Annotated in this window: 11 protein-coding genes; 5 read left to right on the forward strand and 6 right to left on the reverse strand. The window is 63.3% G+C overall.

Annotated features, from left to right (window positions below; genetic code table 11):
• Positions 1-105 precede the first annotated feature (105 nt).
• The 3 genes from KUF59_RS03090 to KUF59_RS03100 form a co-directional block, all read right to left on the reverse strand.
• Positions 106-1098: a glycosyltransferase gene (locus KUF59_RS03090; RefSeq protein WP_212460736.1), complete on the reverse strand. Its 993-nt coding sequence runs from the start codon at positions 1096-1098 to the stop codon at positions 106-108.
• Between the two features lie 179 nt (positions 1099-1277).
• Positions 1278-1844: a class GN sortase gene (locus KUF59_RS03095; RefSeq protein ID WP_212460735.1), complete on the reverse strand. Its 567-nt coding sequence runs from the start codon at positions 1842-1844 to the stop codon at positions 1278-1280.
• A gap of 216 nt (positions 1845-2060) precedes the next feature.
• A complete protein-coding gene (locus KUF59_RS03100) occupies positions 2061-4331 on the reverse strand; it encodes a marine proteobacterial sortase target protein (protein WP_212460734.1) in 2271 nt (756 codons plus the stop codon).
• Between the two features lie 186 nt (positions 4332-4517).
• Between KUF59_RS03100 and KUF59_RS03105 the strand changes: the two genes are divergently transcribed.
• Positions 4518-5276 carry a helix-turn-helix domain-containing protein gene (locus tag KUF59_RS03105; RefSeq protein WP_212460733.1) on the forward strand — a complete coding sequence of 253 codons (759 nt, stop codon included), beginning with the start codon at positions 4518-4520 and terminating at the stop codon, positions 5274-5276.
• Positions 5277-5285: 9 nt separating this feature from the next.
• Entirely contained in the window at positions 5286-6737 is a 1452-nt protein-coding gene (locus KUF59_RS03110; RefSeq protein WP_212460732.1) for a glycosyltransferase family 2 protein, read from the forward strand.
• Positions 6738-6740: 3 nt separating this feature from the next.
• Here KUF59_RS03110 and KUF59_RS03115 read toward each other — a convergent pair whose 3' ends face one another.
• The 3 genes from KUF59_RS03115 to KUF59_RS03125 all read right to left on the reverse strand — a co-directional run bounded on the left by KUF59_RS03115 (position 6741) and on the right by KUF59_RS03125 (position 10848).
• Positions 6741-7934, reverse strand: coding sequence for a sulfotransferase family protein (locus tag KUF59_RS03115; protein ID WP_212460731.1), 1194 nt, complete (start codon positions 7932-7934; stop codon positions 6741-6743).
• A gap of 61 nt (positions 7935-7995) precedes the next feature.
• Positions 7996-9219 (reverse strand): ABC transporter substrate-binding protein, encoded by a 1224-nt coding sequence (locus KUF59_RS03120; RefSeq protein ID WP_212460730.1) that lies wholly within the window; start codon positions 9217-9219, stop codon positions 7996-7998.
• A gap of 75 nt (positions 9220-9294) precedes the next feature.
• Positions 9295-10848 carry an acyl-CoA synthetase gene (locus tag KUF59_RS03125; RefSeq protein WP_212460729.1) on the reverse strand — a complete coding sequence of 518 codons (1554 nt, stop codon included), beginning with the start codon at positions 10846-10848 and terminating at the stop codon, positions 9295-9297.
• Positions 10849-11119: 271 nt separating this feature from the next.
• On the opposite strand from KUF59_RS03125, the gene KUF59_RS03130 reads away from it, so the two are divergent.
• From KUF59_RS03130 to KUF59_RS03140, 3 genes are all read left to right on the forward strand, one after another.
• Positions 11120-12256, forward strand: a complete 1137-nt coding sequence (locus KUF59_RS03130) for an acyl-CoA dehydrogenase family protein (protein WP_212460728.1) — start codon at positions 11120-11122, stop codon at positions 12254-12256.
• Positions 12257-12375: 119 nt separating this feature from the next.
• Positions 12376-13539, forward strand: coding sequence for an acyl-CoA dehydrogenase family protein (locus KUF59_RS03135; protein WP_212460727.1), 1164 nt, complete (start codon positions 12376-12378; stop codon positions 13537-13539).
• The gene (locus tag KUF59_RS03140) at positions 13539-14195 is read left to right on the forward strand and encodes a glutathione S-transferase family protein (RefSeq protein WP_212460726.1); all 657 of its coding nucleotides are present in this window, start codon (positions 13539-13541) and stop codon (positions 14193-14195) included. Before KUF59_RS03135 ends, KUF59_RS03140 begins: the two co-directional genes overlap by 1 nt.
• Positions 14196-14297 lie beyond the last annotated feature (102 nt).

Raw genomic sequence — 14297 nt, forward strand, 5'->3', positions numbered from 1 at the left:
GGCGCGTGGCTCTTTTGTAAGGTGAGATTGGAAGAGTGGCAACCTCGTGCGCCGTATGCCGCGTGACGGAATGGACGCTGATCACCTTCGACCCATCAGCCGCAATCAGTAACGCAGCGCGCCGAATTTGTAGCCGTAGTGATAGGCGATCTGGAGCGCCAGATATGGTGCGATGGCTCTGCGGATCTCGGCCTGCGTCGGATCGAAGCCGAGCGAGCGCCGCCGCAAGATGCCCATCTCCCTGACGCCGACCGCGTAGGTCGCTGCAGTCTTCTGCGCATCATGGATGCGGAAGCAGGCCAGGAATCGCGGCAGGCGCTGGAATTTGAATCCGACTGCCTGCGCACGAAGGATGAAATCCCAATCCATCGCGTAGTGGAGGCTTTCGTCGATCGGTCCGATCTTGTCCCAGACCCGCTTGCGCCAGAACATGGTCTCCTGCGGGATATAGTCGGCATATTGCAGCACTTTGCCATTGTAGGGCGGCAGCACGGCACGGCCGACCTCGAGCCCGTCGCGATCGACGAAGACGCGATGGCCGTAAACGATATCGATGTCGGGATGCGTCATGAAGTGGTTCGCGACATAGGCGAGCGTGCCGGGCAGCAGCATGTCGTCGCTGTTGAGATAGGCCATGATCTCGCAATCCGTACCGGCGAGGCCGAGGTTGATTGCGTTGGACTGACCCGCGTCGCGCTCGCTGCGCCAACTGATGCTATCGCCACGGCTCTTCAGGAGGTCGAGCGTGCCGTCGATCGAGGCGCCGTCCTGTACGTGATAGTGCAGGTTCGGATAGTTCTGGCGGACGATGCTGTCGATCGTGGCGCCGAGATATTGCGCGTGATTGTAGCTCGGCGTGACCATCGCAATGCGCGGTGCGTTCGCAGGGGGAGGCGGCGCCGGCTGAAAGCTCTTCATGTTGAGCAGGCGCGGCGGATATTGCTCGAAGGTCCACATCGGCGGACGCCGCCACAGGCCGCGCAGCGTCGATCGCCGCTGGCCGGCTGCGATGAGGTGCTGGTTTCTTTCCAGAAGCGCGATGCGGTTCTCGAGCTGCTCCACTTGCTGCAAGAGCTTCTTTTGAAATTCGTCGTCCATGCCGATGTCCTGCAGCCCCGGAATAAAAGGGGTTCCGCGCGCCAACCCCGTTTATAGGTCTACGGCCGGCAACACCAGTTCAGTTCGGCCCAAAATGGCGGCATCCTGAATCGTGCTTCAGATGAGAAGCCTCCAGCGGATCAAGCAGATGGCGGCGTGGGAGCGGATGGCCGATTTGGTTAATCAAGGCCGATCATGGTGGCGTGCAGAATGTAGCGCTCGGGTCCCGGCGTCAGTGCGTCGAACGGCCAGCAGGTCGAAAGCACCAGCTCGTGATCGTGGGTCGCAAGATCGATGCCGGAGGCGTCGAAGCGCACCACGGTAAGATAGTCGGCACGGTATCGGAAGTGCTTGCCGTCGCTGCGCGTGATGTCGATTTCGTCACCAACAGACACATTTTGCAAGAAACGGAAATGCGTATCGCGATGCGCCGAATAGACGGCAACGCCGCGCTCGCCGGCATTGGCGGTTTGCTCAACATGGCCGGGTCCGAAGGCGAGCGCCTGGCCGCTACTGCCGGCGAGCACGATGGCGTGCGCGCCGATCCGCTTCACCTCGATCCGCGCGACCGGCCAGGTGTCTGCCCATGACCATGGCTTGATCGGCCTGCCGGTCGCGACGCTCTGCGCAAAGGCGCGTTCGAGCAGCACCTGCGCCAGCCATGCCTTGGCTTGGATATAGGCGCCGTCGCCGAACAGGATGGCGCCGACGAGGGCAAGGGCGAGCGGAGAGATGAAGCGGAGCATTTTCCTGCACTCGTGTCATTGCGATGAGCGAAGCGACGAAGCAATCCAGACTGTCTTCGCGGAGGGACTCTGGATTGTTTCGCTTCGCTCGCAATGACGCATGAGAGAGCGGTACGAAACCTTGAAGAAAAAGGCGCGCGCGGCCGTTGAGACGGGACGGGCAGCCGCGCGCGCACAAGAAGAGGAGTCGGGTGAGGTCTCCTCTTTCACCCGGCGTCAATGAGCAAGGAGTTGACGCCGGTTGAACACGAACATGATCAGGCCGAGCAGCAGCAGGAGAAGCCCTGCGATCATCTGCAACTCGGAGGTCGTCGCCGTCTTGGGCAGCCGGACCGTGTCGGGTTGGGCGGCAGGCGCGGGCCGTCGCGTCGCCGTCCGGCCGCTCGCATCCGCGCGACGCTCCCGAAGCTGTGCCGGCGCCTGCTGCATCTGTTCGCCAAAAACCTTCTCGAAATCCCAGCCGGCCGGCAGATTGATCGGCAATTCGCTGAGCTTGAGCGGTTCGCCGGCGGGACGGCTCGGCGTCTTGTCGACGGCCACGAGGCTGGTCAATCGCGTGACGAGCTGATGCTCGAGCGCCAGCGCCAAAATGGTCTTGTCGGCATCTTCCTGGGGCAGCTCGCGCATGGTGCGGGCGACCTCGGCATCGCCGATCTTGCGGTTGGCCCAGAGTTTTGACAGGCCCTTGCCTTCGGCAGCATTGCCGAGCGGCAGCGTCACCGACCACGGCCGGTCGCCGACGCGGCCCTTGATCTCGAAGGAGCCATCGAGCTTGTCGAGTTTTGCGGCCAGCACCAGCGGCTCGTCGCGATAGACGTCGGGCACGATCGTCGGCGCGATGTCGGCATGGGCGTCCGAGAACCTGACGCTCAGGCCGGTGACGGCTGGATTTTCAAGCTTGGCGAACAGGCCGCGCATGCGTTCTTCGACCTGCTCGACCGATCCGATATGGGTGAAGGCGCCGCGCCCGAGCTCGGAGGCGCGCGTCATCAGATAGGTGTTGGGTGCAGAACCGATGCCGACCATGAAGATGCGCGAGCGGCCGCGCATCGCCGTGATGGTTTCGAACAATTGCTGTTCATTGCCGATCGCGCCGTCGGTCAGGAACACGACCTGGCGAACCATGTTGGTGTCGCCGATTTTGTCGGTCAGCGCCGCGCGCATCGCCGGCACCATTTCCGTACCGCCGCGCGCCTGTAGCGCGCTAACGAAGGAGGTCGCCTCGCGAACATGGTCGGCGTCGGCGGGCACCGAAGTCGGAAACAGCACGTCCATGGTGTCGTCGAAGCGGATGACGTTGAAGCGGTCGTTCGGCTGGAGACGGCCGAGCGCGTAGAGCAGGCTGGCCTTGGCCTGCACGATGGACGTGCCGCCCATCGAGCCGGAATTGTCGATCACGAACACCACCTCGCGAGGCAGCGGCTTCTGCGCGGCCTGATCCAGCGCCGGGGGCGTGACGAAGGCGAGCAGATAGTCTGCGTCCCCGACATGCTCGCGGAACAGGCCGACGGATGGCGCCTTCTCGGCTGCCGGCTTCCAGGTCAGCTCGAAATCGCGGTCGGCAGGAACGGTGTCGTCCGCAAGTTTTACGATCCGGGTCATTGCGTCAGGACTGTCGGTCTTGACGGCGTGATGATGGCTCTTGACCTCGCCGAGCGCAAAGCCGGCCTGCAGGCGAACCGTGATGCTGGTCGGATTGACCGGCGGATGCTTCCGGGGATCGAGCACCGGCGGCGAGATGCGGTCGCGATCCGGCACCGGATCAGTCTTGGTCGCGCCCCAGCCCGAGCCGTCGGGACGGAAGTCGACGCTCTGCACGATCGGCGAGGGATTGTAGCGCGGGCCCACCACCAGCGGCAGGCGCAGCGAATATTCGTTGCCGGATTGGTGGACGGGCTCCTGATATTCGATCTGCACCAGCACGGTCTCGCCGGGGCCGATATTGGCGACCGAGTTGGTGAAGATGTTCGGCCGTTGCTGCTCGGTCAGCGCCGCCTTCTGGCCGGTGCGGCGCGCCTCTTCGTAGATCACGCGCGCCTGCTGTCGCTCCTTGATGTCGCCGACGATGACGCGGTCGCCGACCACCATCTTCAGCGTGTCGACTGCGCCGTTGGTCGCCAGGGGATAGACATAGGTCGCTTCCACCCAGTCCTTGCCGGGGTTGCGGAAGATCTGGGTGACGCGTGCGCGCAGGGTCGGGCCGGAGACCGTGATGTCGATGTCGATGCCGAGCCTGACGGCCTCGGTCGTGACGCCGTCCTCCTTGAGCAGCAGCGTCCCGGAGCGCGCCTCGCCGGGTTGCAGCAGGGTCGCCTGCTCTGAGGTGGCCGACCAGGCCGGGTCAAGGCTGACAAAGAGGCTGACAAGAAGGGCCACAAATCCGATCAGGATCACGGCGATGCCCTGCGCCAGGAGAACCAGCCCCAGCCGGATCAATCGCCTCAGCATGGTGTGCTCGTCGCTTTCGATGTCGCTGATGGTGCTCATTTCCCTTGCTCCCGAAGACCGTTTGGTCACGCTCCAAATCTGCCGGGAGGGCGGATTTTCGCGAGCAGAATGATCGGCAATGTTCGGCCGCCCTCCGTCCGGGGAGGGCGCGGCGGAGGTGGCGATGTACGGTTTTGTGCGGATTTGTCCGTCTGCTAGACTGGCGCCATGGGAGCAGGAAGCGAGATGCATACGCCGGACAAGCAGCTCACGGACGAGCAAAGCCGTGAAGTCGCCGAGAAGATTCGCGAGGAGATCGCGAAACGCCGTATTTCCCGCCAGACACTGGCCGAGCAGGCAAAGCTCAGCCTGTCGACACTGGAGAAGGTGCTCGGCGGACGCCGGCCGTTCACGCTCGCGACAACGGTGCGGCTCGAGCAGGCGCTGGGCGTCTCCCTGCGCCGGAGTTCGCCTGTGCCTGTCGCCCCGAGCGGCAATGATGTCGCGCCCGACAGCCTCGGCTCCTACTCGCACCGCGCCGTGACCTGGCTGGAGGACGTCTACATCACGTTGCGGCCGTCCTTCGGCGACAAGGACGCGATCTTCGCCTACCGCACCGAAATCGCCTGGGAGCCCACGGTCTCGTCACTCGTCTTCCGCGAGGGCGAACGGACCGATGCCGCCTACGAGCACACCGGCGAGGTCGCTGTCCCCCACCAGTCGGGCTTCATCTATCTCGTCATCAACCGCCATGGCCAGCACCGGGTCATCACCGTGTCGCGGCCGACGGTGGCCGGAGAGATGTACGGGATTATCTCGACGCTCCGTGCCGGCCCCGGATCGCAACTGACGCCGATTGCCGCGCCGATCGCCCTCGTGCCGCAAAGGAACGTCAAGAATCCCACGCTCGGCCGCGTTGCACCCGACAACGCCAACTATGCGCTCTACCGGGATCATCTGCGCCGCACCGTCGAAGAGCCGTTTGCGCTATTCCTGCCCGTCTAGCAGCCTCGCATGTTGGACGTGCAACCGCCGCTGTTTTCCGTCATCATCCCGCTCGAATATCATCGCGGGCAATGGGAGCAGTCCTGGCTCGGCTGGAAGTCGCAAACCGTCGACCGGTCTCTGTACGAGATCATCCTGGTCGTGCCGCCGGACTTCTCTGCGCGCGGGGAGCTGAAGGCGCTGGCCGGCGACGGCGCGCGTCTCGAGTTCACGGAATCATCACACGACATCGGGCTCTGCGCCTTCGGCGCAACCAAGGCGCGCGGCCAGTACCTGTTCTTCACGGAGTCGCACTGCTGGCCTGAGCCTGACGTGATCGAACTCTGCATCAAGGCCATCGCAGCGCACCCGGAATGGTCCGGATTTTCCTGCAAGTCCGTCCCGATCTGTCACAACCGCCTGTCGGAGGCGGAGGCGCAGATGTACCAGGCCGATATCGAGTTCGGTATGAAGGTGCATCCTTGGCGCAAGGTGCTCGACCAATGTTTTGTGACCCGGCGCGACGTCTACGAAGAATGCGGTGGCTTGCGCGAGGAGCTCGGCCATTTCGCCGAGTGGGTGCTCGCGGCGGCCTATCATGCGCGCGGCCACGCCATCGGTTATCTCGAGGCCGCGCGATTCCACCACTACTATGTCGGCAAGCTCGGTGATCTCAAGAGGTTCACGCTTGACTTCGTGCAAGGCGAGATCCGGTATTTCAGTGAGGGTCGACGCGGTCCCGGTAGCGAGCTTCTGGAAATTCCTATCGAATGGAGCTGCCAGGATAATTTCGATTCCGGCCTTGCGCGTGCTGCATTTGCGGCGCTGCTGCGCGAGGGTTTTTCGCGTCGAGACCGGCAGAGGTCCGGCGAGACGTGGCCCGCATTTCGGCGCTGGGTCGAGCCCGCCTTGTTCGGTGATCGTGCTGCACGTGTAATGGCGTGGCTGGTTGCGGTTCATGCGCGTTGCGTACTGACCGCCATGGTGAGGGTTGGTTCGCGTGCCCGCATTTCGCGGGAGCTGAAGCGCTACATCGCCGCACTGATCTATCTTCAGCGCCTCGACTGCATTCATGGTGTTCGTTCGAAAGACCGAGGTGCCTTGCCGCGCCTCGGCGAACGGGTGCTCGCCCAGGCCGGCTTTCACGGCCTGGAAGCCTGGCAGGGTCGCAGCTTTCGCTGGAGCGAGCCGGAGGCTGCGGTCCGGATCTGCGCACAGCCCGGCCGCAATGTGGTTCGAATCGAATGCCTCGACGTACGCGGGCCGGTGGATCGGATCGGGGTCCGCTTTCATCTCGACGGCGCGCGCATCGCGGATGCGTCGATCATGGCGCGTGGCGGTGCCTTCGAGGTGAGCCTCGATCGGCCGTCATCGGCCACGTTCATCCTCGCCTGGACTTGTCCGCGCTTCGAAGCCGTCGGGGATGAACGTCGTCTCGGCTTGCCGGTTGCGGCCATCGACGTCACGTCGGGCGCCGGTTGACGATTAGTCGAGTTGCAGCCGCGCGATCGCGAAGCCGAGCTGGCGGACATCAGGCGAAGTGGTATCGAGATCGTGCGGGCTTCCCATGACCGGACATTGGAACGTCAGGATAGCGCGGGGCAGGCTGTCCGCCCAGGCGCCTTCGGGAATGTCGCTCTCGACGAGAATACCGCCCTCGGCTGCGCGCTTGCGCAACACCAGTGGTCGCTCGTTGAGCTTGATCTCGAGCGTATTGAGCGTGTGCTCGTTGAACACGTGCGACAGCAGACATTGGAATTGCCGCGGCATCGTTGCCGCGCGCAGGTTCAGCGTGGCTGATGGCGCGGAATTCCAGCACAGCCAGCGGCCTTCATGATGCTCCCGTTCGTGCCAGCCCACGCCATGCAGGGGCTGATCGGGCGTAAAGCCGTCAGCCCCGATCGGGGTCGCCAGCTCTGCCGCATCTTCACCTGACGGCAACGCCGCAAGTCTTTGCTCGAACAGCCGACATGCCTCCTCGTAGAGCCGCAGGTCGAGTTCATTCCAGGAACGAAGGATCCGGAGCGATCCTGGGTCAAGTTCGGGTTGGCTTGATCGCGGTGTGCGGTTGAGATGGGGCAGGGGACCGAGCGGTCCCCAGCCCATCATCCGTCCGAGCAGTTTCAGCGTATCGGCTTGCCGTTCCAAAATGCCGGTGAGATCGATGCGCGCGAGATTGTTCAATGCGGCGCCCAGCAGGCGCGGGTCATCATCGCGAAGGCCAGACAACGGGCTGCCTGCCAATTGTCGCGTTTGGACGTTGGCGAGCCAGTACCGCGCGAGCGCTTCCTCTTCGGCGAGAAAGCGCGCCGGGCCGAGGGCACGCGCACGCTCCTGAAACCGGCGCCGAGCCGCGTATTCGTCGGCGCTGAGCTCCGTCGCGAGCGTACGGAAGAAGGGCTCGCTGTGACTCTGGAAGAAATCATAGGCGGAGATGCAGCGCGACATCGGCTCGCGCAAAACGGTGAAGATGGTCGGATGGGTCGGGAAAGTCCCGGCATAGTCGAAGCCGACATGGCCGGTCACAAACAGCGCGCCGCCGGGTTGCTGCGGGCCGCTCAGGGAATGAGCCTGATAGAGGATTCGGTCCGCGGAAAAGCGGTTGGCCAGCAGCCCGCGCAGCGAGACGCCCGCGGTCTTGCGGATATGAAGAAGGAAAAACGGCCTTTCGGCCGTCATTCCCTGTGTATCGGGAGCCGTCCCTGCCAGGGGCGGCTCCTCGATGCCGTGCGTATGGGAGCTAGCCGCCGGTCTCCGCGCTGATGATGTCACCGAACAGCTCCCACTGACCGCCCTTGAACCGCATCATCTTGAGCTGTTCGATCGGCGCGAAGTCGTTTGCCCCGGTTGTGATCGTGATCCCCGGAATCAGGGTATCGGCCGAAAAGCCTTTGAGGCTTGCGGCCTGCTTCATCACATTGTCCCGGGTCAGGTCGTCCCCGCACTGCTTCAGCACCTGTACCATGGTTTGCGCAGCGGCGTAACCGTAGACCAAATTGGTATCGGTGATGTTGGCGCCGGGCATGTACTTGTCGACGAAAGTCATGAACTTCTTCATGCCCTCGTCGTCCTTCCACTGCGGGTCGGAGGCGTCTTTCAGATAGCCCGCCGATAGCACGCCCTCGGAGGCATCCAGCCCCGCTGGCTTCATGACGGCGCCGATCGAGATCGAGACGTCCGTCATGATATGCATTGGCTTCCATTCGAGCTCGGCGATCTTCTTGATCGCTTGCGCCGCGAATTTCGGTGTCGAGATGTTGACGAAAACGTTGGCGCCGGTGCCCTTCAGCTTGACGATGTGGGAATCGATCGAGGGCTCGCTGGTCTCGTAGCTCTCCTCGGCGACGATGATCGAGGACGCCTTCTCGCCGAAAACATCCTTCAGGCCTACGAGGTAGTCCTTGCCGAAATCGTCATTGGCGTAGAACACCGCGACCTTCGCGTCAGGCTTGGCCTGCAAGATGTACTTTGCAAAGATCCGCGCCTCGACCCGGTAGCTCGGCTGAAAGCCCATGGTCCAGGGGAAGGCTTTTGGATCGTTCCACTTGCTGGCGCCGGTGGCGAGGAAGAGCTGCGGCACCTTCTTGGCGTTGTGATACTTTTGCACGGCGGTCTGGGTCGGCGTCCCCAGCGCGTTGAACACCAAGAACACCTCGTCGCTCTCGATCAGCTTGCGGATCTGCTCAACCGTCTTGGGCGGGGAATAGCCATCGTCATAGGAGATCCAGTTGATCTTGCGGCCGTTGATGCCGCCCTGGTCGTTGATCATCTTGAAATAGGCTTCCTCGGTCTTGCCGATGATGCCGTAGGCCGAGGCCGGACCGGAATAGGCCTCGACATTTCCTATTCTGATCTCGGTGTCGGTAACGCCGGTGTCGTATTTCTTCTGCGCGTAAGCGGCTTGGATTGCGAGCAACGAAAAAGCGGTTGCTGCGGCAAATAGGGACAGTTTCTTGTTGTTCATGAGTATTCCTTGGTTTCTTCTGGGTTGGGCAGGCACGAAAGAAAGCAATGGCGCGCGGCTTTGCGGCCGCGGCGCTCAGGCGTCCGTGGCCTTTGCCTTGTCCACTTCGGACGTCACGGAAAATTCCTTGCGCAGGGTCGGCTTGTGGATCTTGCCGGTGGCATTGCGCGGCAGCGCGTCGACGAAGCGGACCTGGCGCGGGCATTTGAAGCGCGCGAGATTGGCCGCGCAGTGCGTCATGACGTCGGTCTCGCTCAGCTTTTGGCCGGGCTTGACTGCGACGATGGCCATGCCGACCTCGCCCCATTGCGCGTCGGGAATGCCGATCACCGCGGCCTCCGCAATGGCGCCGAGCTGATGCAGGACGTTCTCGACCTCGGCCGGGTACACGTTCTCGCCGCCGGAGATGTACATGTCCTTCCAGCGGTCGACGATGTAGTAAAAACCCTGTTCGTCGACGCGGGTGGCGTCGCCCGTGTGCAGCCAGCCATCGGTGAAGGATGATTTGTTGGCTTCCGGCCTGTTCCAGTAGCCGGGCGTGACGTTCGGGCCCCGAACCCAGAGCTCGCCGAGCTCGCCGATGTCGGCGTCGCTGCCATCGGGACGGACGATTCGCACTTCCGTATGAAGCACCGGCTTGCCGGCCGAGCCGGCCTTGCGCGCCGCATCCTCGCGATCGAGCACCAGCACGGATGGCGAGGTCTCGGTCATGCCGTAACCCTGCTGGAGTGCGACGCCGCGCGCTTCCCAGGCTTTCAGCATCGGCACCGGCATCGGCGCGCCGCCGACGCCGCCAATGATGAGCCGGCTGAGATCGGTGGTCGCAAAGGCCGGATGCTGCGCCATGAACTGGTAGATCGCGGGCACGCCGAAGAACACGTTGATGCCTTGCGCGGGATCGCCAATCAGTTGCAGCGTCTGTCCGGGATCGAAAGCACGCATGATCAGCACGGTGCCGCCGGCATGAAGCGCGGGGTTGGTGTAGCAGTTGAGCCCGCCGGTGTGGAACAGCGGCAGCACGGTCAGCAGCACGGTAGACGGATTGATATAGGCCGGGCCGCCGAGATTGACGCAGTTCCAGAACGTCATGCCATGGGTGATGATCGCTCCCTTGGGATGACCCGTGGTACCCGACGTGTACATGATGGTCGAGATGTCATCGAGCGTGACGTCCTCGGCGCGCGCGAGCGGCTTCCCCGCAGCGATGCCGGCCTCATAGGAGCCACCGGGGCCGAGCAGCAGCGCGGAGGCGACGTTGCAGAGCGTTGCGACGCTAAGCGCCGTCTCGGCGAGATCGGTGTCGTAAATCATCACCTTGGGCGAGGCGTCGCTCGCGATGAACTGCAACTCGGGCACCGTGAGACGGGTGTTCAGCGGCAGGAAGACGGCGCCGAGCCGTCCGCAGGCGAACTGCACCTCCAGCGTATCGGTCGTGTTGAGCGCGAGCACTGCGACGCGATCGCCGCGCGAGACCTTTAGGGCATCGCGCAGATGCGTCGCGAGACGTGCGATGCGATCGTTGAACTCAAAATAGGTGAAGCGGCGTCCGCTTGCGAGGTCGAGGACCGCGGTCTTGTCAGGTGTGCGGCGGCTGTGATGGGCGATCCAGTCGTAGTAGCGAACGGGCAATCTGTCCTCCACGCGCGGTCTTGGGCCGCCTGAATTTCAACGCCTGGCAAGATGTTGGGCCGGCCCCGAGGGGCCGGCCGGAAGTCATTGCGTTAGGTTCTTTTTTATCCGCGAGTTGGGCGTGGCGCTGCGAAAACTGTCTTGCGTTGAGTTGCTGGAGCGTGGCTTGATCGACGCGCAGAGCTCCGGTCAGCCACTCCACGCAAGTGGATGCGCTCCGTTCCGGCCATGGTGCCTCACGAAGAATCGCCGAGAAGCGAAAGCAACAGCGATGAAGAGCCCGTTCTATACCGCCGAGCACGACGCGTTTCGCGAAATGATGCGCCGCTTTGTCGAGAAGGAGATCGAGCCGTTCGCCCATGAATGGGACGAGGCCGGCGAATTCCCGCGCGCGCTCTATCGCAAGGCGGCGGAGATCGGACTTTTGGGGCTGGGATTCCCCGAGGAATACGGTGGGATCGCCGCCGACCAGTTCATGAAGATCGTGGCCAGCCAGGAGCTGGCGCGGGCCGGTGCCGGCGGCGTCAGCGCCAGCCTGATGAGCCACACCATCGGCTCGCCGCCGATCGCGCGCGCGGCGCGGCCTGATGTGAAGGCAAGAGTGTTGCCGCAGGTTCTCGCCGGCGAAAAAATCTCTGCGCTCGCGATCACCGAGCCGAGCGGCGGCTCCGATGTCGCGAACCTCCGCACCAAGGCGCGCCGCGACGGCGATCACTACGTCGTGAGCGGTGAGAAGACCTTCATCACCTCAGGAATGCGTGCCGACTATCTGACTGTTGCCGTGCGTACCGGAGGCGAGGGCGCTGGCGGCGTCAGCCTGCTCCTGATCGAGGGCAATACGCCCGGACTGTCGCGCACCAAATTGAAGAAGATGGGTTGGTGGGCCTCCGACACCGCGACACTTCACTTTGACGAATGCCGCGTGCCGGCCGAGAACCGGATCGGCGAGGAAGGCCAGGGTTTCAAGATCATCATGCAAAACTTCAACAGCGAGCGCATGGGCATGGCCGCGGGCTGCACCGGCTTTGCGCGCGTCTGCGTCGATGAGGCCATCGCCTATGCCAGGGAGCGCAAGACTTTTGGCAAGCCGCTCGCGCAGCATCAGGTCATCAGGCACAAGATCGTCGACATGGCCCAGAAGGTCGCGGCTTCGCAGGCGATGTTGGAGATGCTGGCCTGGCGGCTGGAGCAGGGCGAAAGCCCGGTCGCCGAAATCTGCATGATGAAGAACCAGGCGACGCAGACCATGGCATTCTGCGCCTCGGAAGCGGTGCAGATCTTCGGCGGCGCCGGCTTCATGCGCGGCATCAAGGCCGAGCGCATCTACCGCGAAGTCAAGGTCAACGCCATCGGCGGCGGCACCGAGGAGATCATGAAGGATCTGGCGTCGCGGCAGATGGGGTTGTGACCAGGGTGTCATTCCGGGGCGCGCGCAAAGCGCGCGAACCCGGAATCTCGATATTGTAGGACTCATCTCTGGATTCCGGGTTCGCGCTACGCGCGCCCCGGAATGACGAAGGGAAGGAAATGCTCTTTACCGCCGACCACGACGACATCCGCCGCTCCTTGCAAAAGTTCATCGCGGGCGAGATCAATCCTCATGTCGATGAATGGGAGAAGGCCGACATTTTTCCGGCGCATGAGCTGTTCAAGAAGATGGGCAGCCTCGGCTTCCTCGGCCTGAACAAGCCGGTCGAGTTCGGCGGCTCCGGCCTCGATTATTCCTACGCACTGATGATGGCGGAGGAGCTGGGCGCCATCACCTGCGGCGGCGTGCCGATGGCGATCGGGGTGCAGACCGACATGGCGACGCCGGCGCTGGCGCGCTTCGGGTCGGACGAGGTGCGGCGCGAATTTCTTAGCCCCTCCATCGCCGGCGATTTCGTCGCCTGCATCGGCGTCTCCGAGCCCGGCGCGGGCTCGGACGTTGCTTCGATCAAGACCAATGCGCGTTCTGATGGCGACGATTACGTCATCAATGGCGGCAAGATGTGGATCACCAACGGCACGCAGGCCGACTGGATCTGCCTGCTCGCCAACACCGGCGACGGGCCCGTTCACCGCAACAAGTCGCTGATCTGCGTGCCCATGAAGAGCAGGGGCGTCACGGTCGCGCGCAAGCTCGACAAGATGGGCATGCGCTCGTCCGACACCGCACAGATCTTCTTCGACAATGTCCGCGTGCCCAAGCGCAACCGGATCGGCGAGGAGGGCAAGGGCTTCACCTACCAGATGATCCAGTTCCAGGAGGAGCGGCTCTGGGGCGCGGCCGCCTGCCTCAAGGCGCACGAATACATCATCAATGAGACCATCGAATACACCCGCAACCGCAAGGCCTTTGGCCAGAGCATCCTCGACAACCAGGTCGTACACTTCAAGCTGGCGGAGATGCAGACCGAGGTCGAGCTGCTGCGCGCGCTGATCTATCGTGCCGCCGAACAGTTGGTTGCCGGCGAGGATGTGACGCGGCTTGCGACCATGGCCAAGCTCAAAGCCGGCCGGCTGGGGCGCGAGCTCACTGATGCCTGCTTGCAATATTGGGGCGGCATGGGCTTTACCAACGAGACGCCGGTCAGCCGTGCCTATCGCGACAGCCGCCTGACCTCGATCGGCGGCGGCGCGGATGAGGTCATGCTGATGGTCCTCTGCAAGATGATGGGAACGCTGCCCGGCAGCAAAGGAAATTCTTGATGATCACGCTCTATCATTGCGACGGTGCACGCTCCTTCCGCCCGCTCTGGATGCTGGAGGAGATGGGGCTGCCGTATGAGTTGAAGATGCTGCCGTTCCCGCCGCGGGTGTTCGCCAAGGAGTATCTCGCGATCAATCCGCTCGGCACCATTCCCTTTATGATCGATGGCGAGACCAGGATGACGGAGTCATCTGGCATCTGCCACTATCTCGGTACCAAATACGCGCCGACGCCGCTGATGGTGGACGTCGAGGATCCCGCTTATGGCACGTTCCTGAACTGGATGTATTTCAGCGATGCCACATTGACCTTCCCGCAAACCCTGGTGCTCCGCTACACCCAGCTCGAGCCGGAGGAGCGGCGCAATCCGCAGGTCGCCGGTGACTATGCAAAATGGTTCCTGGGACGCCTGCGCGCCGTCGAGGCAGCGACTGCGAATGCCGAAACATTGTGCGCCGGTCGTTTCACCGCCGCCGACATCGTGATCGGCTACGCACTCCGCCTCGCGGAAAATATCGGCCTCGCCAAGGACTTTGGGCCAAATGTCGCAGCCTATTGGGCACGCCTCCAACAGCGCGACGGCTTTAAGCGCGCGGTCGCCGCGGAACGTAGGGCCGGAGTGGACCAAAACGTGGCGCCGAGGGTGAGGGCGTAGGTTAGCGCCGTCATTCCGGGGCGCGCGTAGCGCGAACCCGGAATCTCGCGCCGCAATCTCCAGGTTCCGGGTTCGGTCCTTAGGACCGCCCCGGAACGATGA

The organism is Bradyrhizobium arachidis, from assembly GCF_024758505.1.
Classification (GTDB): domain Bacteria; phylum Pseudomonadota; class Alphaproteobacteria; order Rhizobiales; family Xanthobacteraceae; genus Bradyrhizobium; species Bradyrhizobium manausense_C.